The sequence below is a fragment of the Desertivirga xinjiangensis genome (assembly GCF_024436435.1).
In the GTDB taxonomy this organism is placed as follows: Bacteria; Bacteroidota; Bacteroidia; order Sphingobacteriales; family Sphingobacteriaceae; genus Desertivirga; species Desertivirga xinjiangensis.
Genome location: NZ_JAFMZP010000007.1, coordinates 109,882 through 131,757, shown reverse-complemented (window position 1 = coordinate 131,757; position 21,876 = coordinate 109,882). Strand labels below are relative to the sequence as shown.

25 protein-coding genes are annotated in these 21,876 nt (G+C 40.9%); 9 read left to right on the top strand and 16 right to left on the bottom strand.

The window, feature by feature from the left end:
* The first annotated feature begins 40 nt into the window (after positions 1-40).
* A complete protein-coding gene (locus tag J3P37_RS17040) occupies positions 41-256 on the top strand; it encodes a hypothetical protein (RefSeq protein ID WP_256012560.1) in 216 nt (71 codons plus the stop codon).
* A 233-nt stretch (positions 257-489) separates the two neighbouring features.
* Positions 490-819 (top strand): RNA recognition motif domain-containing protein, encoded by a 330-nt coding sequence (locus J3P37_RS17035; RefSeq protein ID WP_256012559.1) that lies wholly within the window; start codon positions 490-492, stop codon positions 817-819.
* A gap of 100 nt (positions 820-919) precedes the next feature.
* Here J3P37_RS17035 and J3P37_RS17030 read toward each other — a convergent pair whose 3' ends face one another.
* On the bottom strand, positions 920-1,594 hold the full coding sequence (locus tag J3P37_RS17030) for a lipid-binding SYLF domain-containing protein (protein WP_256012558.1): 675 nt from the start codon (positions 1,592-1,594) through the stop codon (positions 920-922).
* Positions 1,595-1,722: 128 nt separating this feature from the next.
* On the opposite strand from J3P37_RS17030, the gene queG reads away from it, so the two are divergent.
* Entirely contained in the window at positions 1,723-2,658 is a 936-nt protein-coding gene (gene queG / locus J3P37_RS17025) for a tRNA epoxyqueuosine(34) reductase QueG (RefSeq protein WP_256012557.1), read from the top strand.
* A gap of 182 nt (positions 2,659-2,840) precedes the next feature.
* Here queG and J3P37_RS17020 read toward each other — a convergent pair whose 3' ends face one another.
* The gene (locus J3P37_RS17020) at positions 2,841-4,652 is read right to left on the bottom strand and encodes a MutS-related protein (protein ID WP_256012556.1); all 1,812 of its coding nucleotides are present in this window, start codon (positions 4,650-4,652) and stop codon (positions 2,841-2,843) included.
* 207 nt (positions 4,653-4,859) lie between these two features.
* Between J3P37_RS17020 and J3P37_RS17015 the strand changes: the two genes are divergently transcribed.
* On the top strand, positions 4,860-5,804 hold the full coding sequence (locus tag J3P37_RS17015) for a Smr/MutS family protein (RefSeq protein WP_256012555.1): 945 nt from the start codon (positions 4,860-4,862) through the stop codon (positions 5,802-5,804).
* Positions 5,805-5,889: 85 nt separating this feature from the next.
* Here J3P37_RS17015 and J3P37_RS17010 read toward each other — a convergent pair whose 3' ends face one another.
* The 5 genes from J3P37_RS17010 to J3P37_RS16990 form a co-directional block, all read right to left on the bottom strand.
* Positions 5,890-6,045 carry a hypothetical protein gene (locus J3P37_RS17010; protein WP_256012554.1) on the bottom strand — a complete coding sequence of 52 codons (156 nt, stop codon included), beginning with the start codon at positions 6,043-6,045 and terminating at the stop codon, positions 5,890-5,892.
* A 37-nt stretch (positions 6,046-6,082) separates the two neighbouring features.
* Positions 6,083-6,805: a phosphatase PAP2 family protein gene (locus J3P37_RS17005; RefSeq protein WP_256012553.1), complete on the bottom strand. Its 723-nt coding sequence runs from the start codon at positions 6,803-6,805 to the stop codon at positions 6,083-6,085.
* Positions 6,802-7,533, bottom strand: a complete 732-nt coding sequence (locus tag J3P37_RS17000; RefSeq protein WP_256012552.1) for an FRG domain-containing protein — start codon at positions 7,531-7,533, stop codon at positions 6,802-6,804. The genes J3P37_RS17005 and J3P37_RS17000 overlap by 4 nt, the downstream gene beginning before the upstream one ends.
* Positions 7,534-7,540: 7 nt before the next feature.
* On the bottom strand, positions 7,541-9,190 hold the full coding sequence (locus J3P37_RS16995) for a L,D-transpeptidase family protein (RefSeq protein ID WP_256012551.1): 1,650 nt from the start codon (positions 9,188-9,190) through the stop codon (positions 7,541-7,543).
* 336 nt (positions 9,191-9,526) lie between these two features.
* Positions 9,527-10,186 (bottom strand): heme exporter protein CcmB, encoded by a 660-nt coding sequence (locus tag J3P37_RS16990; protein WP_256012550.1) that lies wholly within the window; start codon positions 10,184-10,186, stop codon positions 9,527-9,529.
* A 75-nt stretch (positions 10,187-10,261) separates the two neighbouring features.
* Between J3P37_RS16990 and J3P37_RS16985 the strand changes: the two genes are divergently transcribed.
* Positions 10,262-10,741: a methylated-DNA--[protein]-cysteine S-methyltransferase gene (locus tag J3P37_RS16985; protein WP_256012549.1), complete on the top strand. Its 480-nt coding sequence runs from the start codon at positions 10,262-10,264 to the stop codon at positions 10,739-10,741.
* Here J3P37_RS16985 and J3P37_RS16980 read toward each other — a convergent pair.
* Genes J3P37_RS16980 through J3P37_RS16965 form a run of 4 tightly spaced genes read right to left on the bottom strand, consistent with a single transcriptional unit; the run spans position 10,731 to position 13,168 of the window.
* On the bottom strand, positions 10,731-11,153 hold the full coding sequence (locus tag J3P37_RS16980; RefSeq protein ID WP_256012548.1) for a hypothetical protein: 423 nt from the start codon (positions 11,151-11,153) through the stop codon (positions 10,731-10,733). The two genes, J3P37_RS16985 and J3P37_RS16980, sit on opposite strands and share 11 nt — an antisense overlap.
* Positions 11,154-11,155: 2 nt before the next feature.
* Positions 11,156-11,491 carry a gliding motility protein GldC gene (gene gldC / locus J3P37_RS16975; RefSeq protein ID WP_256012547.1) on the bottom strand — a complete coding sequence of 112 codons (336 nt, stop codon included), beginning with the start codon at positions 11,489-11,491 and terminating at the stop codon, positions 11,156-11,158.
* Between the two features lie 4 nt (positions 11,492-11,495).
* Complete coding sequence (locus J3P37_RS16970; RefSeq protein ID WP_256012546.1) at positions 11,496-11,750, bottom strand: hypothetical protein; 255 nt, start codon at positions 11,748-11,750, stop codon at positions 11,496-11,498.
* A gap of 38 nt (positions 11,751-11,788) precedes the next feature.
* Positions 11,789-13,168: a DEAD/DEAH box helicase gene (locus J3P37_RS16965; RefSeq protein ID WP_256012545.1), complete on the bottom strand. Its 1,380-nt coding sequence runs from the start codon at positions 13,166-13,168 to the stop codon at positions 11,789-11,791.
* An 87-nt stretch (positions 13,169-13,255) separates the two neighbouring features.
* Between J3P37_RS16965 and J3P37_RS16960 the strand changes: the two genes are divergently transcribed.
* On the top strand, positions 13,256-14,593 hold the full coding sequence (locus J3P37_RS16960; RefSeq protein ID WP_256012544.1) for a dihydroorotase: 1,338 nt from the start codon (positions 13,256-13,258) through the stop codon (positions 14,591-14,593).
* Between the two features lie 144 nt (positions 14,594-14,737).
* Here J3P37_RS16960 and J3P37_RS16955 read toward each other — a convergent pair whose 3' ends face one another.
* The 3 genes from J3P37_RS16955 to J3P37_RS16945 are packed head-to-tail and all read right to left on the bottom strand — an operon-like array spanning position 14,738 to position 16,726.
* The gene (locus tag J3P37_RS16955) at positions 14,738-15,286 is read right to left on the bottom strand and encodes an acyl-CoA thioesterase (RefSeq protein ID WP_256012543.1); all 549 of its coding nucleotides are present in this window, start codon (positions 15,284-15,286) and stop codon (positions 14,738-14,740) included.
* Between the two features lie 51 nt (positions 15,287-15,337).
* The gene (locus J3P37_RS16950) at positions 15,338-16,288 is read right to left on the bottom strand and encodes a D-2-hydroxyacid dehydrogenase (protein WP_256012542.1); all 951 of its coding nucleotides are present in this window, start codon (positions 16,286-16,288) and stop codon (positions 15,338-15,340) included.
* 6 nt (positions 16,289-16,294) lie between these two features.
* Positions 16,295-16,726 carry a nuclear transport factor 2 family protein gene (locus J3P37_RS16945; RefSeq protein ID WP_256012541.1) on the bottom strand — a complete coding sequence of 144 codons (432 nt, stop codon included), beginning with the start codon at positions 16,724-16,726 and terminating at the stop codon, positions 16,295-16,297.
* Between the two features lie 256 nt (positions 16,727-16,982).
* On the opposite strand from J3P37_RS16945, the gene J3P37_RS16940 reads away from it, so the two are divergent.
* Positions 16,983-17,798, top strand: a complete 816-nt coding sequence (locus tag J3P37_RS16940) for a glycosyltransferase family 2 protein (RefSeq protein WP_256012540.1) — start codon at positions 16,983-16,985, stop codon at positions 17,796-17,798.
* A 53-nt stretch (positions 17,799-17,851) separates the two neighbouring features.
* Here J3P37_RS16940 and J3P37_RS16935 read toward each other — a convergent pair whose 3' ends face one another.
* Both J3P37_RS16935 and J3P37_RS16930 read right to left on the bottom strand, forming a co-directional pair.
* Positions 17,852-19,138 carry a citrate synthase gene (locus J3P37_RS16935; RefSeq protein ID WP_256012539.1) on the bottom strand — a complete coding sequence of 429 codons (1,287 nt, stop codon included), beginning with the start codon at positions 19,136-19,138 and terminating at the stop codon, positions 17,852-17,854.
* A 241-nt stretch (positions 19,139-19,379) separates the two neighbouring features.
* Positions 19,380-19,907: an outer membrane beta-barrel protein gene (locus J3P37_RS16930; protein WP_256012538.1), complete on the bottom strand. Its 528-nt coding sequence runs from the start codon at positions 19,905-19,907 to the stop codon at positions 19,380-19,382.
* A 450-nt stretch (positions 19,908-20,357) separates the two neighbouring features.
* Between J3P37_RS16930 and J3P37_RS16925 the strand changes: the two genes are divergently transcribed.
* Positions 20,358-20,750, top strand: coding sequence for a response regulator (locus J3P37_RS16925; protein WP_256012537.1), 393 nt, complete (start codon positions 20,358-20,360; stop codon positions 20,748-20,750).
* Complete coding sequence (locus tag J3P37_RS16920) at positions 20,734-21,816, top strand: sugar transferase (RefSeq protein ID WP_439648972.1); 1,083 nt, start codon at positions 20,734-20,736, stop codon at positions 21,814-21,816. The genes J3P37_RS16925 and J3P37_RS16920 overlap by 17 nt, the downstream gene beginning before the upstream one ends.
* Positions 21,817-21,876 lie beyond the last annotated feature (60 nt).

Sequence of the window (21,876 nt, the reverse complement as noted above, 5' to 3'; positions counted from 1 at the left end):
TTCGTTAGGTGATATGGAATCACTTTAAAATACCACATATATGGAAAAAATTCTATCTGAGACGGAGGCAGCCGGCATTTTGGGTAATTTAACAGAAAATGACCAGGCTGAAATAAAGAGAGACAAAGTGCGGTTTGGCGAGTATTATATCGGCTCAAACAACAACCGGTATTATAGGGTCAACCCTATCAATGTGATAAACATAGATGGTCGTTTTACGAGCGTAGTGCCACATTCTGCTTCCGCGGGAATATAACTGTGAAACAGAGTGTGTAATTAGTCATTTAAATATAAGAATGCACTAATTAACATCTTTTGTTAATTATTATGCGTAACTTGCAGACATTATAGAAAACGGCTTTTTATTTAAGTTTTCTACTGTCCAATCCGTAGATTCATTTGATTTAATTAAAAGGCGTTCATCTGTAATGAGTGCTTTATCGAATTGAGTCGTCAGAAACTCACATACATCAAATTTTTTAGATATTAATGAAAATTTTTATTAAAGGGCTCCCACTTCAAGTAAGTGAGCCTGAATTAAAGGAAGTCTTCGGTGACTTCGGGCAAGTAAGGTCATTACGAATTGTAAAAGACCGTGAGACAGGCCAAAGCAGAGGTTTTGGGTTTGTTGAAATGCCGAACGATGCTGAGGCTAAAGAAGCTATAAGGAATATGAACGGAGGTGATTACTACGGTCAAAAAATTATGGTTACTGAGGCTAAAGAAGACGGAAGTCCTGCGCCACGTGGTGGTAGCGGCGGTGGCTTCAACCGTAATGGCGGTGGGAACAACAGATCCGGACATTTTAACAATAGATAAATGATTCATAAAAAAGGCAAACTTAGAGGTTTGCCTTTTTTATGAATGGTCTTTGGTTTAAATGCCGCAAAGAACCTCTTACCCTCTTAGTTGCATTCATCTAGAATGCGTCAAGGGCGGTTCTTAACGACTTTACAGAAGATGCTGGTGCATCGTTAGGAGCTGCAAATACAGACGTTGCTGTAACTTTTTTTCCGTAAAAGGCAGAATTGGCGTTTTCGTCAACACTAAGAACTGAGCCATTAAGACTGATGCCGGCAAACAATCCCTTGCTTCTTGAATAGGAGTACACTTCTGCTTCAAGCTTGTAGTCAGTATCTGCGGTGGTACTTCGTCCAACCGGACCGGCTGCGACGGAGAGATCGCCACCAAGGTTAAAAGTACCTTTGCCAACACCAATTAGGGTAGACCGGTTTTTAAATACTAGTACTAGGTCTACCGACTGCACACCTGCCTGCAATCCGAAGCTTCCGCCTGTAAGCGTTACGAACACCGGATCACTCCATTGCCCGTTGGCGTCTTTCACCACTGCAATGCCCTTCCCTCTTTTCCCGCCTATTCCGAGCCCCGCATTGATAAGACTTGGAATAATGACCATACCTTCCGCTTGCTGGATCAGCTGTTCAGGGATCGACTCTTTCATAGTTCTGAAATCTGTAAGTATCTCAGCAGATTTGGCAATTTTGTCTTCCTGCTTTTCCTGCGCCTGAACAGGCGCTGTTGCTGCCATTATCATTGCTAACAAGACCGCAAGTGTATTCTTTTTTGTTTTCATAGTACTTAAATATTGCGTGTTATAAGAGTTTCTCTGATCTATATAGATGATTATACAATAAACCGGCCATAATTAGGAAGTATCAGTAGTGCGTATAATGCTATGCAATTGTGTATTTTTGTAACGAAATGTGGAGTAACAAGGTTAGATATAGCCAATTGATAAAGGAAGAGGCTTCAAAGCTTGGCTTCGTTTTTTGTGGCATATCTAAAGCGGAGTTCTTGGAGGACGAAGCTCCGCGTTTGGAGGATTGGTTGAATAAAGGTTATCATGGAAAGATGACCTATATGGAAAACCATTTCGACAAAAGGCTCGATCCAAGGAAATTGGTTGATAATGCCAGATCAGTTATTTCTCTTGGCCTTAACTACTTTACCGAGCCGCAGCAGTCTGATCCCGAAGCACCAAAAATTTCACGTTATGCTTACGGAAACGACTATCATTTCGTGATTAAAAACAAGCTTAAATTGCTTTTGGCATCGATCACAGATCAGATCGGAGAAGTATCTGGCCGTGCTTTTGTTGATTCAGCTCCGGTACTTGACAAAGCCTGGGCAAAAAGATCTGGTAACGGCTGGATTGGGAAGAATGCAAATCTTTTAAACAAAAATGCAGGGTCGTTCTTCTTTCTTGCTGAGCTTATTATTGACCTCGAGCTCGAATACGATACACCATCTACGAAAGACCACTGCGGAACGTGTACCAGATGTATAGATGCATGTCCAACTGATGCTATTGTTGCTCCTTATATAGTTGATGGAAGCCGTTGCATATCATACCTCACCATAGAACTGAAAGACGAGATCCCGGCAGAATTCAGCCAAAAGATGGATAATTGGATGTTTGGATGTGACGTATGTCAGGATGTTTGTCCCTGGAACCGTTTTTCCACCCTGCACAATGAAGCCGCTTTTAATCCTCATCCCAGCCTTCCGGATATGAAAAAAAGCGACTGGGAAGATCTTACTGAAGAGGTATTTCAAAGAGTTTTCAAAAACTCGGCAGTCAAACGCACCAAATTTTCAGGTTTGAAGCGGAATATCGACTTCCTGAAAAGATCATAAGTATCCGGTGAGCTTTTTTATCTTTCTTGTAACCTCCCGAGAGTACAGCACGTTAAACACTGTATATAAAGCGATTGAAAATACATTATATAGTTCGATGAGTAATTGAGGAGCATTTTTGCTCCTTTTTTTATGATATTTTAAAAAGGCACCGTGGAGCCTGTTAAAAGCTCTTTCAGGTTTTATCCCTCCTCAACTTCAATACCGAGTTGCCTCAGTAGTTGTGAAGCATTAAAGGTAGTACACTCTCCATTTTTCAGCTTATAATCAAAATGCATATCCACACCGTTTAATTGGATATCAAAATAATAGTTCCTTACGTATTGGGGATACTTATCTTCCAGTCGGGCTATCTGTAGGTCGTGAGTAGCTACTATTCCCACTGCCTGCTGTCCGATTAACTTTTCTATTACGGCTTTCGAACCACGATATTTGTCAACCGAATTTGTTCCCCTCAACATTTCATCGATCAGGAAGTATATTTTGCTATCTGCCCTCAGAGTTTCCAGCAAGAGTTTTAAACGGTTCAGCTCGGCCTTAAAGGTCGATGTATTCTCGTTTAATGAGTCCTTAATTCGCATATAAGTAAAAACATGCATATTACTTAATGTCAACCGGGCAGCACATACTGGAGCGCCCGCTAAAGCAAGAATCATATTTATGCCTATTGTGCGAAGGAAGGTGCTTTTTCCAGCCATATTAGAACCTGTTATAATGTCTACCTTAAAAGCATCTTCTAAAACAAAGTCATTCTCTACACGGCTTTTAGCGGGTATAAGGGGATGGCCAAGTTTTTTGGCTTTAAAAGTATAAGCTTTTCCCTCAACTATTTCGGGGAAACACCAGTCAGGGTAGTTTGTGTGAAGACTGCAAAGACTTACTAAAGCCTCATATTCAGCAAGTGAATTGAAGGCTTCGGCTATCTGAATTTTATTTGCTTGTTTCCATTGTTCGATAGCTATCAGTTGTCTCAGATCCCAGGCCAGACAAAAGTTTAAAAGTGGGCCAACGAAAACATTCAAGCGGTATTCAAGGCGATTCAAAAGTTTCGACAACTGCTTTATTTTATGGGAAAAGCTTCCGCCCTTTTCATCTTCTATTACCGAATTAAGCTGTTTGCATAGTTTTGAATTAAAGGCCTCGTTTTCCAGTAGTTTAAAAGGCTGAGAGTAATGATACAGAACCCTGCCGGCCTTTCCCAACAAGCGATCGGCCGTATTCACCTTTCTCATTTGAGCACTTACCAGCCCAAAGTTCAGCATTGCCATAACGACTACAAGTATCGCGACTGAAGGAACATAAAAAGACATCACCGCTGCAGGAAAGAATACGAAGGGCTGATATCTGACATACAGTTTTATCAGTGAATGAAGGCTCAGCGGTACTTCAAGGTATTTATATAAATTTCGCACCTCATTTTCAGCATTGTCTTTTGCAAACAACATAAGCGCCTTAAAGTCCTGCAGCCATTTACGTTTCTGACTTAGTTCCTTCAGTGCTTCCTGCCTCGCTAAAACATCTTCTGTTTCTGCCTTTTCACGCAGCCACCCGGCAAGTCTGTCGCAGCCCTGGATACTTGCTGCCCGGTTTAAAAGTGCAAATAAAGATCTCTTTCCAAAAATATCCAGATCAGAAGTATAGATATGTCCATCGTCCGCATAGCTGGTACCATCCTGGTACATATTTTCCTGGTCCTGGATGCTATTGATTTCATTTTCATGTACTGACAATAAAGCTGTATAAAAGCGTTTCCTTTCTTCGAACTTAGCCTGTTTGCTTACGAGCCAGGCAAAAAGTACTATTATGAAAAAGAAAGCACATTCAGTAAGCCAGATCATTTCAAACTCTAAGCTCTTGTATAAAGCAAATCCGCCGGACAGCAATACAAATAATCTTAAAAAAGAATAAGTGTTAATTAAACGGTCATATTTTTTTAATGACGCTGCAGCTAGTTGTCTCCCCTCCCTGTAATAAGCTAAGATATCTTCACTCATGAAATATTCAATTTTCAAAAGTCGAATTTATAATAAAACCCTCATGTTGACCGACAACCGACAACAAATAATAAATCTGCTGTACAGGAAAGCCCAATATCATCAAAAAACAAAACGAACATAAGCGAGCTCATTAAAGCCTAAAAAAAACCGGATATTAATAATTATTCCACTTAACTTCGTAGGAATTCAATTACTAATTAATCTATGAAATATAAATTAGGGGAGTTCGTTCGTTTTGTTGAGGAAAAAAGGGAAGGATATATTACCCGGATTATTAATGAGGAAATGATCGGAGTTACGGGTGATGACGATTTCGAGATCCCTGTTCTTGCGAGTAAGGTCACGCGCGTTTATGGCAGAATGGAAGAAGGGGTTGAAAGCCAGGTTATTGAACAAAAAACCATTGCCGCTGAGAACTTTAAAACAAAAGGGGTATTTCTTGCGGTCATATCCGACCCTAATAAAGGCTCTGTGGTAAACTTTCATCTTATAAACGACACTTCGTATCAATTACTGCTGTCATTAAACACTGAAAAAAACGGCCAATATAAAGGATTTTATGCCGGCATCTTAGCTCCTGAATCGAGTATCAAGGTGTACACGGCCACTCTAACAGAACTGACTAACTGGCCTTCATTCGAATTTCATATCCTCTATCATGCATTACAAGAAGCTGATCTTGCTAAACCTCTGATTTTCAAAGAGAAATTCAAGGCAAAGGATTTTTCCGGTTCCAAAAAGCTGGTACCGGTAATTAATCAGCAAGGCTGGTTCATCCGTCTTGACGAAGAAGAGTTAATAGTAGATGCCCAAAAATTGAAGGAGAGTTTTTATAGACCCATTGAAGAAAAAAAACAAATAGATAAGCCACAAAAAGAAGTGGATTTACATATTGAGAAACTACGCGACGACCACCATTTTTTAAACAGCAGCGAGATTATTAAGATCCAGCTCGATCATTTTCGTAAGGCCCTGGATGCTGCAATCGTACATAAACTGCCGTCTGTTATCTTTATTCATGGTGTAGGCAACGGCACCTTGAAGCATGAGATCCATAAGATCTTAAGTAAACACCAGCAAGTAAAAACCTTTTTAGATGCCTATAAAGAGAAATTTGGCTACGGCGCAACAGAAGCGGTGCTGAAATAAATCGATTCACCACAGAGAAAACAGAGATGGGCACAGAACTTTATATATTCTGTGTCCACTGTGGTTAAAAGAGACCCGCTGGTTATTATTCTTCTTCCTTATTTTGTTCGTCTTCTTCGTCTGGTCCTGGCTCAGGATTCTCTGTATCAGGCACTACAGTTTCTATCCCTTCGCGAACTTCATGATCCTCGCGTTCCTTATCCGGTGAGCTCATTGCGTTTTTTTCAATTTCGTTTAACATATTCCAGGTTGTGTTTTATTAAAACTTTAATATTAACTCAGATGATTTGGCTTTGTTCTACCACTTTGTTAAGTTTTCTCTTACTATACATTTCAATTTTTCTCAGAACTCGAATAGCGATCATCAACCAAATGATGCCAGCACAAAAGCCGGCAAGCACGTCACTTGCATAGTGCACTCTGAGATATACCCGGCTGAACCCAATGATACTTATCAGAAATACCAAAGTCAGAATAAGCAAAAACTTCCATACAGGATTCTTTTGATTGCGGTATACATAATAGATCAGCAGTCCGAAGAAAGTAACGCTGCTCATTGCGTGTCCGCTTGGAAAACTTAAACCGCGGGCTGCTTCAAGCAAAGGACTTAAGGGACGCGACCTGTTAAAAAATAGTTTTAAAAGAGACATCACAATCACACTGCTTAGCGCTATGGCGGGTATCTTTATGGAATACCATTTATGTTTTCTCACGAACAGGAAATAGCAGATCAAAAGCAAATTTGCGGTTACCAGCACCTGGTAATTTCCGAACACCGTGAAAAATTGCATTATGCGGGTTGTACTCTCACTGATATATTGCTGAATAAATAAAAATGCAGCTGTGTCGAAATCGACTTTGTTATCAAGAAACACATACTTGGCCAATGCCAAAAACACAAATAATGCTGCTCCGAATAATAGTATTGCCAGGGCCGCTTCTGTGGTGAAAAGCATAACGCCGGCAAGCGTACGACGATATATTTTTTTTAATCCAATCATTCGTCAACAAAATATCTCCATTGCAGGTAGTTGCATAAACCTTCAAGCTCGGGAAAAATGGTGAATGCATTCACGCCCAAAGTGTTCAAATCGTCTCTGATTCCAGGAAAAACCTGCTGCTTCAGCTTGATTTTCAATACTTTTTGTGAAAATGAATCGGTTTTATCAAGCTCTGTTTTACATTCAACCTCTGCGCTTGTTTGTATGGAAAACACACCCGACTGGTTATTGATCCGCTGTTTTATGATCCGCGGCTGGAATATTTTTGTTTCTTTAATTTCAAAAGGATGGTACCCGCCGATGTTCAGTTCATAATCATCTTTATCAGCAATCAGCACCCAAACCACAGCGTAGTCAGAATCATTTCTTTGTTTACTGGTGTCTGTGGCAAACCATAAAGCGGTCAGGGCATTATTCGACCAGTCGAGCAGCCGCGTCGGCAAGCCAAAATGCTGTCCAAGTGTCAAATAGTCCCAGTCGTCGTAAGGTCTCCTCGCCTCTATTAACAAGGGATTTGTTCTTTTGAATTCCTGGAGAAGAAGATGTTCAGTACTTAACAGATCTCCCTTCGGTTTAAGGCGGCCGATTTTAGGGATAAGGGGATGGTCACCTGCTTGTCCCCTGAATACAAAGCCTTCCTGATTACCTTTGTGATTGGTTTGCTCTTTATACTCCTTAATCACTTTCAGATATTCAGCAACACTAACTATCTCTTCTTCTCCAATCATTTCTTTTCTACAACTTACTAAAATACATGGATGCAAGCTGTCTGTCGTGGTCATAGATATCTTCGAAGAAGCTTGCTTTGCCATTCTCATCTGCCGAGACAGTGAAATAGACAAGATATACAGGAAGTTTCGCCTTTAAGGGAACGAACTTTTCTTTCCGGGTACTAATCTGGCTCTCAATCCTTGAACGGCTCCATCCCGTATTTCTCAGCAAATATTCGGCAAGATCGATAGGCCGCTCCACCCGGACACAGCCATGGCTGAAGCCTCGCTTTGCCTGACTGAAAAGCTCGTCGTTCGGGGTATCGTGCAGATAGATATTATCCGTATTCGGGAAGATGAATTTCACATCCCCGAGATCGTTTTTTGGTCCAGGTCTCCTTCGGACGATATAGGGAAAACCCTTATTGCCAGCAGCCGACCAATCCACGCTTGATGGATCAACCTGGCTTCCTTTGGTGGTGATCACCTCCATATCTAATGCATCCAGAAAGCCAGGATTCGACATAACCTGCGGTGCTATTTCATTCTTCAATATATTTGGTGGAATATTCCAGTATGGAGAAAGTACAATATATTCCATTTTATCGCTAAAGATGGGCGTTGAATGCATCTCCTTTCCAACAATAACCTTCATAGTCATTACTTCTTTCGATTTTTCAAACACACGAAGTTTATACTCTGGAATGTTCACCAGTAAGTAATCAGGTTCAAAACTTTTAGGGATCCAGCGCCATCTTTCCATGTTTATGATGATCTGCCGGATCTGGTTTTCGACCGGAATATTCAGTTTAGAGATAGTATTCGGGCCTACTCCCCCATCAGCTTTCAATCCATTTGCCTCCTGGAAAGCTTTAAGTGCGTTTTGAAGCGAGGCATCAAATATATCGCTTGTTGTATCAACCGCAGCAGAATCCATATAATCTGCCAGCCGCTTACGCAAAAGTGGCACTACCGGGGAGCTTTTTCCCTGTTGTAACTTTGTACCAGCAGGTATTTGAGGCCAGCCTCCGTTCTTTTGAATATCACGATAACGGGCAAGTGCTTTTTTAAGATTGGAATACTGGGGATGCAGGGGCTTGAACTCAGCATATGGGTACTTGCTTTCTCTCTCTCCTAAAATTGTCATCAGTGCTTTATGCAGCTTAATCTTATTTCGTTTAACATCCCATTCTACGGCTTTATTCTCGCGAGGAACTACCAGGCCCCTGTAATAATCAGATGCCCAATTAAAATAGGTAGCCGACAAGGCGAGATCAATTTCCTTCTCCAGTTCCTTAAATTTCGTAGTATCTTTTCTGGCATCTTTTAGCGCAGCAAATTTTTTTTCAAAGTTTATGACCTCATAATCTTTTGGATCAAGTCCTTCCTCATAGGCTTTATTAATTATTCCTAACATTTTCTCCGCTTGTGGAACTATTTCATGGTCTTTAAACCACCCCAGCTTAAATCCACGTTCCCTATAGAAGTTCTTAGCCCAGATCAGTTCATCTTTGAACCGGGGTTCAGCATTCATGTAACTGGTGATGTAAACACTATCGAGCAGAGGCTGTGCGCCAAGTTTTGTTTTTCCGCAACCGGCGCTAAATAGCCCGATAATGACAATAAGAAATAGTGTGGAGTTTAAATTTAAAAAAGCATATCGTTTCAATCTCATAAATGTTGGTTTAATCTAAGTGTATCAGATAAACATCAAAAACTAAACCAGCCGTTTTTTTGCTGGAAAAGCGAAGGAAAGCGACGTTTTACGCGAGATTTTAGCGCGATAATCTACAAATGCGTACAGAAAAGAGAGCACGCTTTGCGGCGGCGCATGGAAAAACCAAAACGCTCATTGATTGTTTCCTGTATATAAATAACATGAAAAATCAAGATAGCTCTGAATTGGATCACTTTCTTAAAGGAATACGAGACTCTTTTCTGGTACTCTTACTCGTTGGATTGTGCCTGACCATTTTATATTCGTTTTATTACTAACCCGGCACGTGATAGTTTAGTCACGCCAAAGGAAAGGAAATAATAAAAGGGATACAGTAATCACTATGATGTTAATTGCTAACAGCACACCTATTTCATTATAGCTTACCGACCGATCCAACCCGTCCATTGCATTTTTTGAAAACTTGATAAGAACTATCAGCAATGGAATAATAACCGGAAAACTTAGAACAGCCATTAGGGCTCCGCTATTACTTGCTTTAGAAGCAATACCCGAAATCATGGTGAATACCGAGGCGAAGCTTAAGCTGCCAATGAAAACCGCCAGCAGGTAAAACCACACATCCCCTATCTGATTCTTAAAGACCAATGCATAAAAAAATATTGCAATTGCAGACAGCAGTAACATTAGCAATACGTTATAAATGATTTTTGATAAGATTATCGCCCGGGCGCTGGTTAAACTGTAATAATATAATTGCCTGCCCTTACTTTCCTGCATAAAGCTTTTTGCAATTGCATTTACAGAGGCGAATAACATGATGATCCAGAATAAAGCGTTCCAGGTTATGGGATCAACCCGCTTAAACGAGAGGTAACAGACAAATATGGTGGAAACGACATACAGCAAAATCCCGTTAAAGGCATATTTGGACCGCCATTCTAAAACTATGTCTTTCCGAACTAAAAATTTAACCTGACCAGATAAGTTCATTTTGAACAAAGATAAGAGTTTAGTGATCAACAATACAGGCTGGTACACGTTAGAGTAAATTTCTTAAATTTAGCCATGTTTAAAGGAAAGCTCAACACTCCCATCGGATTACTTTTGATAGAAGCTGATCAGCAATATGTAACCTGCATTACGTTTGTCAGGGCCGATTTTGAAGAGCTACCTAATGCTTTGACAGAGCTGGCTAAAAGCCAGTTTGAAGAGTACTTTAGCGGGCAACACCCGGATTTCGATTTTCCAATGAAGCAGGCGGGCACAGATTTTCAGCAACTGGTTTGGAAAGAGCTTGTAGGAATAAAAGCCGGGTACCCCATCAGTTACGCCAGGCTGTCGCAACAAATGAACAATCCGCTGGCGATTAGAGCAATCGCCTCTGCTAACGGCAAAAACAAGTTAATGATTGCCGTTCCCTGTCATCGGGTTATCGGTAGTTCCGGAAAACTTGTTGGTTATGCGGGAGAGCTATGGCGAAAGAAATGGCTATTAGAACACGAAGCCCGGATGATGAACACCGGGCAGTCGGTTCTTAATTTTTAACTACCGGAACGTCTTCAACAGCTGTTTTCCTGCCTGCGAAGATCATCAGTACTGCACCCAGGGCCAGCAGGCTCCATCCTAGCCATTTGTACTTAACAAGGCGGGTTGCGTAAGCCGCAAGCTTTTTAAATGGGATAAAACTGAAAGAATCATTCACTTTAAAATGCACGGCAACAAGAGTGAATACAATCACAATCAAAGCTGCCCAGCCGCTGAACTTTAATAGGCCCGGTTTCCCGGATACTGAAGCGAACAATCCCAGCGCAGCAAACAGGTAAACAATTGATGCAAGAACAATCTCCAGGTCCCAATAATTCCAGTTACCTATAATAGGCAAGCGCAGCATTGGGCAAAAACCGCCTGCAATGACTAAAATTGCTCCGATAATACCAGTGTAATTTGTCGATCTCATGTTTATTTATTTTCTGCAATCTCCATTTTTTCTGCGAAATGTGCACAATAATCCCGAAGATCTTCAACAATATTGGTTTCACCTGTTGCTCTTAAAAAGCTGTCACCCATAGTTTGCAGCGTTTCGTAAAAGAAACGCTTCATTTCGTCGACAGGCATGTCTTTAGTCCAAAGATCTATACGGAGCGAATTTTTGTAGTTATGGTCCCAAAGAGCCAGCATCATCGATTTCACAGGCAGGGCCTCTTTATTTTCACCGTCTGTTGACTCCCAGGTAATATTTTCAGGAACATTATTATCGTCCAGTTCTATTGTAAGTTTAATTTCAGCTTTCTTCATGTTGTTAAATTCTTCTTATAAATATAAGTAATACGGCGGCAAAGATGAGAAAAGCGAGCTCTACAATCCAAATACGTTTTATATCCTTAATGTAAGTTTTAAAGAAAACGTCAATTATGAAAGAGAGCAACCCTACTCCCAGCAATGGAATGGCACCTAATTTCCTCCAGCCAGACGCGTCCGGAAAAAGAAGCAGATACACTGAGCTAACCAGCGACACAGAAGTAAGAATATTTAAGGGACTGAGCTTAAGTTTCATCTTATAAAGTGGTAAGTTATAAGTTATTTAAACTTCAGCTAGTACTTCCTTTTGTTACCAAGAAAGCCACCTTTTACGGTACTCGATTTTTTGTTCCCTTTAAATTTACCCGATGTCTTTTCGGCGGATGATGCACGTTTTTCTTTTGCGGCTTTCTGAGCGATCGCTTTCGCGTGTTTCTTCTCATGGAATGCCCCTTTAAACTCGGGATCCTCCCGGCGTTTCTGATCGTCAATCGCCCTGGCTATAGCCTGCCGTTCTTCATAAGGAGTTTCTTCAATATGCACGTCTGCAGGTATTTCAGAAAGAGGTATCTGCTGCCGAATAAGTTTCTCAATTTTGCGGACATAATATTCTTCTGCAGGGCTGCAAAAGGTAATGGCAGCCCCCGTCTTAAATGCACGACCTGTACGCCCAATGCGATGCACATAATCTTCAATGATTATAGGCACATCAAAATTGATGACATGACTCACGTCGCTTACATCCAGTCCCCGTGCAGCAACATCCGTTGCCACCAATATCCTCACATCTCCTTCTTTAAACGCATTGATCGAGTTTATCCTGGTGTTCTGTCCCTTATTTGCATGGATCACACGCACCTCTCCTTCCCCATACCTCCGTTCCAGGAATTTAAATATATTATCAGCAACCGTCTTTGTCTTACAGAATACGATCAGCCTGTTAAAATCAACCTCATCCTTCAGTAAATGCTGCAACAAATTTATCTTCGTTTTAAGATTTGGTACTGGATATAGACTTTGAGTCACAGTGACCGCAGGTGTCGCCTGCGAATCAACTTCAACCACCGTGGGATGCTTAAGAAAATCGCCGGCTATTTTATGCACCAGCTCACTCATGGTAGCAGAAAATAACAAATTCTGACGCTTTCGCGGAACAACCTCCAAAATGCGATGGATTGATCCAATAAAGCCCATATCCATCATCTTATCTGCCTCATCCATTACCAGGAACTGGAGTAGTTTGGTAGAAATATGCCCTTCTAAGTACAGATCTAAAAAACGGCCCGGGGTAGAAACAATAATATCTACACCTTCCTCCAGTTTGGCAATCTGAGCTTTTGGCCCCAGGCCTCCGTACAAGACTACCGAACGCAGATCTGTGTATTTAGAATATAGTTTAATATTTTCCTCAATTTGCATAGCAAGCTCCCGCGTCGGGGCAAGGATCAAAGCCCTCGGTTCCTTTTCCTGGGCATACTTCAGCTTCATGATCATCGGCAAAACAAACGCCGCCGTCTTACCTGTCCCGGTTTGAGCAATTCCCATTATGTCCTGACCGGCAAGAATTGGCGTAATGGCCTTTTGCTGAATGGGAGTTGGTTGGGTATAACCAGCATCAGCAATTGCATTAAGAATCTGCCTGTTTAATTTAAAATCTTCAAAAGATTGCACCATCTTGCAAAGATAACCTTAATATACAGTTTAGAGAATTCATCATAAATCCATTACTAATAATTATTTTCGCGGTTCAATATTAGTTAAATGTCTTCAACCATTATAAAATCCGCCACCATAGTAAACGAGGGTCGCCAGTATACCGCCGATGTTTTCGTCAAGGATGGCTATATAGCACAAATAGGAGCAGAATTGAACATCGCTGCAGATCTTGAGATCAATGCTGAAGGAAAATACCTTCTACCTGGATGTATTGATGACCAGGTGCATTTCCGGGAGCCGGGACTTACCCATAAAGCAGAAATATTCACAGAAAGTCGCGCAGCAGTTGCAGGAGGCATTACCTCATTTATGGAAATGCCAAATACAGTTCCCAATACGGTTACTCAGCAATTACTTGCCGATAAATATTCTATAGCTGCTCATAAGTCACTGGCAAACTATTCATTCTTCATGGGAGCTACCAATGATAACATTGATGAAGTATTAAAGACTAACCCTAAAGAAGTATGCGGGATAAAAGTTTTTATGGGTTCTTCAACAGGGAACATGCTTGTCGACAACGAAACAGTACTGGAGAAGATCTTCTCCTCCACACCCATGCTGGTTGCAACCCATTGTGAGGATGAGCAAACCATCAGAAACAATATGGCAGCATTTACAGACAAATACGGGGATCAGATCACTCCGGAGATGCATCCTCTTATCCGGAACGCTGAGGCTTGCTATAAGTCTTCATCTTTCGCAGTTGATCTGGCAAAAAAACACGGGACCCGTTTGCATATTCTGCACATATCTACGGCGAGAGAGATTGCATTATTCGATAACTCAGTCCCTCTAAAGGATAAAAAGATCACTGCCGAAGCATGTATTCATCATTTGTGGTTTTCAGACAAAGATTACGCAACAAAGGGAAACTGGATAAAATGGAATCCCGCAGTAAAATCAGAGGCTGATAGAGACGCAATATTTCAGGCCGTGCTGGATGGAACGATCGATGTGATAGCTACCGACCATGCGCCTCATACCATTGATGAAAAAACACAAACGTATTTGAAAGCACCGTCAGGAGGTCCTTTGGTTCAGCATTCTTTGTTAGCCATGCTCGAATTCAGTAAACAAGGCAAGATCTCCATGGAAGCTGTAGTGGAAAAAATGGCACACAACCCGGCCCTATGTTTTAATATAGAGAAGCGTGGTTTTATACGCGAAGGCTATTGGGCTGACCTGGTTTTAGTTGACCTTAGCACAGAGTACCCTGTAAAGAAAGAGAACATTTTATCCAAATGTGCCTGGAGTCCATTTGAAGGATATACATTTGGCTCCTCTATCAGCCATACCATAGTATCCGGCAAGCTGGTTTATGAGAATGGTGTTATCCGGGAAGCCGGAACGGGAAAAAGACTTCTGTTTAACCAGAAATAAAAAAATAGCATGTAACCCCTTGATCCTAAATTCGTATACGACAGTATTCATAGTGAATTATTGATTTAGGGTGTTTGGTTTAAAAAAGGTGTTTGAAAAGGCACCTTTTTTTGTGAAAGTAACTGGTTGGTGTGCTACAAGTCTCTAAAAAGAAATCTTGCACCGTTCCAACTCCAAAAATGATTTATCAGAACCAGTGGAATGTAATACTTCCTTTACCACCTCTTTATGCTGTATCTTCAGCTCTTTTCTTCGTTTTCCCTCAGCAAAGCGCCTTACCTGCTCCTCGTTCTCCAATATCAAACCTGGTACTTTTAGTGGTTTATGATCGTCATCTATAGCGACCATAGTAAAGTAGCTGGTATTGGTATGTTTGATAGTATGCAATTTAACGTTTTCCGAGACCACCCTTATACCTACAACCATTGAGCTTGCACCTACATAGTTTACCGATGCCATCAAGGTCACCAGCTCGCCGACTTCTACCGGTTGCCTGAAATCGACAGTATCGATTGAGGCAGTTACGCAATAAGCCGAAGCATGCTTGGTAGCGCACACATAAGCTACCTTGTCCATTAAGGATAATATCAAGCCCCCGTGAATTTTACCCCCGAAGTTTGCATACGACGGAATCATTAATTCAGCAAGCACGGTTTCAGAATGCCTGACCGGCAAAAAATCATAAGATTGCATAAGTCTATTTCAATTAGAATCAAAAGAGGCCTGGCTTTTTCCAGGCCCGGATCAGGGTTTTATCACATTCACCGGACTGCCGGCGATAAAACCCGTAATATTTCGAAAAGTGGTATCCATTATCCTCAATCTTGCTTCTTTGCTCATCCAGGCATTATGAGGGGTAATGAAACAGTTTTTAGCCCTAAGCAGGGGGTTATCCGGATCTGGAGGTTCTACAGATAATACATCAATCCCCGCCCCTGCAATTATTCCTTCATTTAAAGCATCTGCCAGATCTTGCTCATTTATTAACAAGCCACGTGCTGTATTAATAAGAAATGCAGTTGGCTTCATCGTTGAAAGCAAAGCACTGTTTACAAAGTGTTTAGTCTCCGGCCTTAAGGGAACATGCAAGGATACGATATCGCTTTTTCGAAAAAGGGACTCCAGATCGGTATACTCAGCCAGTTCAGTCTCTTTCTGAGAAGGTGTATGGTACAATACTTCCATCCCGAAAGCGCGGGCAATACCGGCAACTTTCCTGCCTATATTTCCAAAACCAACGAGCCCCAGTGTTTTGCCATCCAGCTCTGTTAGCGGACTTAAACTATAACTAAAGTCCGGACATTTAGCCCAGTCACCTTTGTGTACTGAAGCAGAATGCAGTCCTACCTGTGTGCAAAGTTCAAGAATAAAAGCGAAGGTATGCTGGGCAACTGAAGAAGAACTGTAATCAGGCACATTACACACCATTATCCCTTTCTCTGCAGCTGCTTTGATATCAATAATATCGAACCCAGTCGCTAAAACGCAGATGCATTTTAGTTTAGGAAGCTTTTCAAGGGTCTCACGGTTAAAAGGAACTTTATTAGTTAGTATAATATCTGCATCTATGCATCGCTCCTCAATTTCAGAAACACTAGTACGATCGAAAATCCGCAGCTTACCAAGCGGCTCAATAGTATCCCAGTTCAGATCACCAGGATTAAGAGCAAATCCGTCTGTTGCTATAATATTCATGTCTGATTATTTAGGGAGCTTAACAGCCTGGCGGGCAAGCAATTTCCAGGTTCCTTGTTTCTGAAAAACCAATAAAACATAAAGATTGACGTTACCTGGTACGCCGCTGTCATTGGTTTGAGCTGATAACTTATGCCTTACTATGGCTGTTTTACCCGATACCTCTATAGTTTGGTCAGTTAGCTCAATGCTAAGGAAATCTGATTTACCACTGGCAAGGGCTTCAACAAATTCTGCTTTGTTTTCTAATTTACCACCAGAGTGACCATAGGTTAACTGCTCAGCTGCAATAGCTTCAAGCTGCTCCCTCTTACCTTCCAGCAAGGCTTTTTTTAGAGTTTCAACGGCTGTTTCCACCTGTTTTTCCCTTTTGGATTGAGCATTGGTGCAAAGACTTATGGTAATGAAGAGGATCAGAGAATAGAAAAATGGTTTCATTTGATACTTGTTTATTGGCAATCGTCGCTAAAATATGGAATAATTCAATTTTATCGGTAAGGGAAAGAAATTTAGTAATTTATTGTGAATGCTCAACCTGCATCGGAATTCTTCCGGAAGAAACAAATTCTTCTATATTAGCTGTAAAATATTCACTCAATATCCGTTGACATAAATTCGGCTAAATATTTTTATAAGCTGATAAATATTTACGGACGTTAACCCAGTTTTTTGATATAAATTAATTCAAGATTTAATGAGGCCCATTTCTATTCCCGCTTATATAAACAAATTCTGGAATGCTGACAAACATTCAGAAGCACTTTTCGCACAGACCCGGGAGGCATACGGCAGACTGCTGAAGCAGGAGTCTGAGCCTGAAGTTTCTGTGGTGATGCCCGCCTATAACGAGGAAGAGAATATTGTACAAACCCTGGCCTCATTATGCAATAACGTCACGCATCGGTCTGTTGAGATCGTCGTCGTGAACAATAACTCTTCAGACCGTACAGAAGAACTGGTTAAAGCCTGCGGAGTGACCTGTATCCTCCAAACAATTCAGGGAATTACACCTGCCCGGAACTTAGGTTTAGCACACGCAAGAGGAAAATATATTTTAAACGCAGATGCAGACACTATCTACCCTGAGGATTGGATAGAAGAAATGGTTAAGCCTTTGGCTGAGGATACCGGCGTAGCCAGTACATATGGAAGATTTTCCTTTATTCCCGTGGGAAGTACCGGACGTCTAACCTATTTTTTTTACGAGTACTTCGCCGACTATTCCCGCAAACTCAACAGGTATATTAAAGATGAGGCTGTGAATGTTTACGGCTTCAATTCCGGATGCAGAAGAGAGCAGGCTTTAAGTGTAGACAGCTTTAACCATCCTCCCGGCACTGGTGAAGACGGCTACCTGGCTTATAAACTAAGGACCCGCGGCTACGGCAGATTACATTACGTCAATAATATTAAAGCATTGGTATGGACTACCGACCGCCGTATACAGATTGATGGAGGCCTCTGGAAAGGAACGATTAAACGATTGAAACGCGTTATTTTAAGAAAGTAAAAAGCCCGGTACCAAACCAGGCTTATACTTTAAATTTATGTTTTAAACGTTACCTACCGTTTAGCTATTTCCACAACATCCCTCTCTGTTTCGCCAACATATATCTGGCGCGGGCGTCCGATAGGCTCTTTGTTTTCACGAAGTTCTTTCCATTGTGCAATCCATCCCGGAAGTCGCCCCAAAGCAAACAGAACCGTAAACAGATCTGTCGGGAAACCAAGTGCACGGTAAATAATACCTGAATAAAAATCAACGTTTGGATATAGTTTACGCTCTACGAAATATGGATCGCTTAAAGCAGCCGCTTCCAGCTTCTTAGCAATTTCAAGCACCGGATCGTTTATGCCTAACTTTGCAAGAATATCATCACAAGCTTTCTTAATGATCTTAGCTCTTGGATCAAAGTTCTTGTAAACACGATGCCCGAAGCCCATTAAACGGAAACTGTCGTTCTTATCTTTAGCTTTAGCAATCCACTTATCGGTATCGCCGCCATCTTCTTTGATCCTTTCAAGCATTTCGATCACCGCCTGATTCGCACCACCATGCAGAGGCCCCCAAAGAGCCGAAACACCTGCAGAAATAGACGCATATAAGTTCGCTTCAGAAGAGCCAACGATACGCACTGTTGATGTTGAACAATTCTGCTCATGGTCTGCATGCAGAATAAGCAATTTATTCATGGCATCCACAACCACAGGATCTATCTCAATCTCATGAGTTACCTGGCCGAAAGTCATATTCATAAAATTGGATACATAATCCAATTTGTTTTGCGGATAGATAAATGGTTCACCTAAAGATCCTTTATAAATCCATGAAACTATTGTTGGCATTTTTGCCAGCAACTTTATGATGGTAAGATTGATATCATCCTTCGATGGATTTGGATTAAGGCTCTCAGGAGAGAACGCAGAAAGTGAACTCACTAATGACACCAGCTGCCCCATAGGATGTGCTTTCGGAGGAAAGCCATCGTAGAACTTCTTATAGTCTTCATGTAAAAGTGCATGCTGACTAAGTTGTGCCTGAAAGTTATCCAGCTCAGACTGTGTGGGCAGCTCTCCATAAATTAGTAAATATGCAACTTCCAGAAATGAAGCCTTCTCTGCAAGTTGTTCAATCGGATATCCCCGGTACTTCAAAATACCCTGTTCGCCATCTAAAAATGTGATGGCGCTTTTAGTACAACCAGTATTTTTGAAACCGCTATCCAGCGTTATATAACCAGTTTGATCACGAAGCTTTGAAATATCAATTGCCTTTTCATTTTCTGAGCCGGTTGTTACGGGCAATTCGTAGGTTTTATCACCGAGGTTTAAAGAAGCTGTTTCTGACATATATTTGGATGTTGCAACGCAAAAATAATCAAATATGCCTTTTTTGAAACTTTATTTTAAAATCCTTAGGCTTTTTATGATCTACGTTATTTTTTAATCACAAAATTTTACATTCTAATTGGAATGAGGTCTCTAAAATATGATTATACATATAAAGTTAGTGTTCGAAATACACTTTAAGTTAAAAAAAACACAAAAGCCCGGAATGATGCCGGGCTTTCATTTTTTTTGATTAAAAGTTCTATTTACTTAGATTAAAGCCATAGGCTATTCTCAAAGCTACCTGTCCCAGGTCATATTTCGAAAAACTTTCATACCGTAAGCCAAGATCAAGGCCATTATTAAAACCAATACCGATCCCCGGAGACCAAACAAATGAGGTTTTTTGTCCGTCGTCAGTTCCAAATCCGGCACCAATTTCACCGGAGATATAGACGCGTTCCATTGGAAACACCTTAATTCCGGCCTTTAAAGGAATAAAGCCGATACTACCAGCATCTTCGCCCTTTGCAGAGAAATTAGTATATCCTAAAGATGCTATCCCTGAGATATTGCTGGAGAAATCTTTCTGGAGACGCAAATCCCCGCCAATCGCAAAATTAAACGCATCATGAGTGGGTATACCGAGGCTCAATCCAACCCCTAAGCGTGTATCCTGCGAATCTCCTGCCGGCTCAGTCTGAGCACTGGCGTTTGTCGCAAAAAACAGGGCTACCGCAGCTACTACAGAGGCCACATACTTAGTTGTAATTTTATACACAAATTTCATAAATTTTATTTTTTGATTTCTTTGACAACAATGATTTCCCGAAAATGTTGCACTGCAATGCTATTTCATTAAATTATATTCTTTAAATGAAACCCGCATCAAAAAAGAACTTATAGATCCACTAACTTTTATCACGATAAGTAGCTGAGCTGGTGATTTTTTGAAGAGATCCGGAGACGGAATCCCACATTGGGAATTCCAGGGAAATGATTCTACAGAAGGAGCAATTAAAGCCTCACAAAATACAATCATTAAAACCCAGGGCGATATTTATTGATAATTTTATAACAAAGTTTGCGATTTGTTGTAATTTGCATTGAATTGAAATCAAAATATTGAAACTTCATTGCTTTATGGCCCTATTTTAGTCATAGTTTATCAATGATGTAACTTTAGAAATCTCTTATCGTAAGACAGGAGACATCCGAAAAACGTTTGAGCTGAATGCATATGAAAAAACAATTACTTATTGTTGATGATGAACTAAGTATTCTGAAACTTCTCAATTTTGTATTGTCTAAAGAATACGATTTGATAATTAAGAATAGTGGAGTTGAAGCGCTGAGCTGGCTTGAACAAGGCAATGATCCTGAATTAATTATTTCAGATCTTCATATGCCCTATTTTGATGGTAGTTCATTTATTAGAAATCTAAAGATAAGCGGATACTACCGGGATACGCCGGTTATACTTTTATCCGGGGCTGATGACCTTGAGGACAGAGTAAGCAAAATGAATTTCAAGGTGGAAAGTTTTATGCAAAAACCTTTTAATCCCACCAAATTGAAAGCAGTAATAACTGATCTTTTAACCCGTAAGAATGATTTTGAGCTCTCCAATTAAATTTACCCAACAGACTGGGGTTCGTGCTAAGGTAACATATGCTGGAGCAGAATTGAAGGATTTTGTACTGCCTGAGTTATCGTCTCTCTTTGAAGTCGATCCACATGACGTGTCGCTTGAAAACCTGGAACAGTATTTAAATGATCAGTCCTTACTAACATTGCCTGAGATTTTGCTGATTGAAGCTGATCAGAAAGAAAAGTGGGTTAGTGTAATAGCCGGTATAAAGAAAAATCCTCTTATACAAGGCGTTATTATTGTGGTAATTTCCAGTTTTACTAATAAAACATGGAAAGCCAAGGCTATGTCGTTGAAGGTTCATGATTTTTATACTTATCCGGTGCCTCTGGATGATCTGTGCGAGCGCCTTTCTTTCCTGGTTAAGTTCAAACTTATTAAACCCAAACTGGCTGAACTATCACAAAAAGTGGATGTAAGATATAACATGCCAGCTTATAAGAGGATCTTCGACATAGCTGTTTCAGGCACAGCCTTGCTTTGTTTGTCACCTCTTTTTCTGGTTGTGGCAGCGGCAATACGGCTTGAGTCGAAAGGCGCTGTGATCTACAAAAGCAAACGAGTTGGAACCGGGTATAAGATCTTCGACTTTTACAAGTTTCGTTCAATGCGCACAGGTGCCGATGCCGAAATTGCTTTAATGTCGTCCTTGAATCAATATACGGACACTGAAAGTGCGAAGCCTGCTTTTGTAAAGATCAAAAACGATCCGCGTATTACAAAGATTGGCAACTTCATCCGTAAGACCAGCATCGACGAATTGCCTCAGCTGTTCAATGTCCTTAAGGGCGATATGTCTTTGGTTGGCAACCGGCCTCTACCGCTTTATGAAGCAGAAATGCTTACCTCTAACGAATGGACCACCCGTTTCCTGGGCCCTGCAGGACTTACAGGATTATGGCAGATAAGCAAGAGGGGAAAAGAAGATATGTCTGAAAGAGAACGGAAGAAACTGGATAACTATTATGCCAACAACTATTCTTTCTGGCTTGATCTAAAAATTATTGCCGGTACTTTCCCTGCATTATTGCAGAAAGAAAAAGTTTAAGATAGAGTTTAGAGTAAATATAAGAAGGGCCCCGGAAAATCCGGGGCCCTTCTTATATTT